General features: G+C 70.6%; 3 protein-coding genes. All 3 read left to right on the forward strand.

From position 1 onward, the window contains the following. Positions 1 to 271: 271 nt before the first annotated feature. The gene (locus tag DW299_RS14155; RefSeq protein WP_136036968.1) at positions 272 to 646 is read left to right on the forward strand and encodes a hypothetical protein; all 375 of its coding nucleotides are present in this window, start codon (positions 272 to 274) and stop codon (positions 644 to 646) included. Continuing rightward, positions 643 to 1,005 (forward strand): hypothetical protein, encoded by a 363-nt coding sequence (locus DW299_RS14160; protein ID WP_136036969.1) that lies wholly within the window; start codon positions 643 to 645, stop codon positions 1,003 to 1,005. Before DW299_RS14155 ends, DW299_RS14160 begins: the two co-directional genes overlap by 4 nt. A 15-nt stretch (positions 1,006 to 1,020) precedes the next feature. Then, positions 1,021 to 1,394, forward strand: a 374-nt coding sequence (locus DW299_RS14165; RefSeq protein ID WP_205814408.1) for a hypothetical protein, incomplete at its 3' end; no start/stop codon positions are given.

Consider the following 1,394-nt stretch of genomic DNA (forward strand, 5'->3'; position numbering starts at 1 on the left):
ACCCCCGGCGCGTTCACCCCCGCCGGGGCGTCCGCGCCCGCGACGCTCGCGGCGCTGCAGGCGCTCGGCGCGCTGGGGGAGACCACCGCGTGGACGACCGGGCAGTACGTCGTGCTCGGCAATGCCTCCCAGGCGCACTGGGACGGCGACAGCTGGGCCGCGGGCGCCGCTGCCTGACAGGCCGGCTGGTCGGGATGTCGTCGGGTCATCCCGACCAGCCACTCCACACCCACCCGACACCACCCGATGACCCGACAAGGAGACCATCACCATGGCAACACCCAAGAGCAAGACGGAAGCCGCACCGGAGTACGACTTCGACAACTGGTCGGAGGAGGCCGAAGAGAAGGCGATCGCCGCGGCCGTCCCCGAGGTGAAGTACATCATCGTCGAGAAGCGGTTCATCGGCCGCCTCAGTGACGGCACGATCATCGAGGTGCCGCTCACGCTCAGCTTCGACTTCATCGACCAGCTGCAGGCGGACTACTCCACCCCGATCGACCAGTTCAAGGCCATCCTCACCGAGATCGGCGGCGAAGCGATCTCCGCCGACTTCGGCAAGCGGGACATGGTCGAGGGCGCGATCCTCGCCGAGAAGTACTTCCGGGTGCTGCAGCGCGTCCAGCAGGCGGCCTTCCCGGAATGATCGCCGTCGCCCGGGCCATCCGAGAGCACCGGGGAAGCGTCGCGCGCACGCTGCGCGAGACGTTCGGTGTCGGGATCTCTGACCTGGGCGACGGTCTCACCTGGGGCGAAGCGCGCCTCCTCATCGAGGAAGCCTCCGCCGACCCCGGCACGCACCTGGGCGCGAAGCTCGCCGGGTGGTCGTATCCCGCGACCACCCGGGAACTGCTGTCGCTGGTGGCCGAGCTCGGCCCGAAGGCGTCCAAGAAACTCGTGCCGTGGGTTCTCCCTGACCCGCGGCGCACCACGACCACCGCGGACGCCGCGGAGGTTGCCGAAGCACAGGCCGACATGGAAGCGGGCCTCGTGTTCGCGTCCTGACCCGAGGGGGTGCTCATGTCCTCCGAGGTCGGTTCCGGTCACGTGTCGATCTTCCCGGTGATGACCGGGTTCAAGTCGCGCGTGTCGAAGGAGACCCGGGCGGCGGGCGCCGCCGGTGCGAAGACCTTCGAGGGCGGCTTCAAGGGCGCAGGCACCGCGGCGGGGCGTGCGCTCGGCCGCGACCTGAAGTCCGCGCTGAACACCTCGGCGGCCGGACTGGGCGCTGACGCGATGCGCAAGCTGAACGGCGAAGTCGCCGCCGCGTCCGCCGCGCTGTCCCGGGCGCGACTGAAGCAGCAGGACGAGGCCGGGCGTGTGCGCGTCGCCGAGGTGCGGCTGCAGGAAGCGATCGCGAAGTCCGGCGCGGACTCCGCCGTCGCGGTCGCTTC

Source organism: Microbacterium sp. K35 (genome assembly GCF_004794375.1).
Lineage (GTDB): Bacteria > Actinomycetota > Actinomycetes > Actinomycetales > Microbacteriaceae > Microbacterium > Microbacterium sufflavum.

Bases quoted from the DNA above. Each gene is read 5' to 3' on its own strand.
- DW299_RS14155 (WP_136036968.1), top strand. From the start codon at position 272: ATGGCAACACCCAAGAGCAAGACGGAAGCCGCACCGGAGTACGACTTC.
- DW299_RS14160 (WP_136036969.1), top strand. From the start codon at position 643: ATGATCGCCGTCGCCCGGGCCATCCGAGAGCACCGGGGAAGCGTCGCG.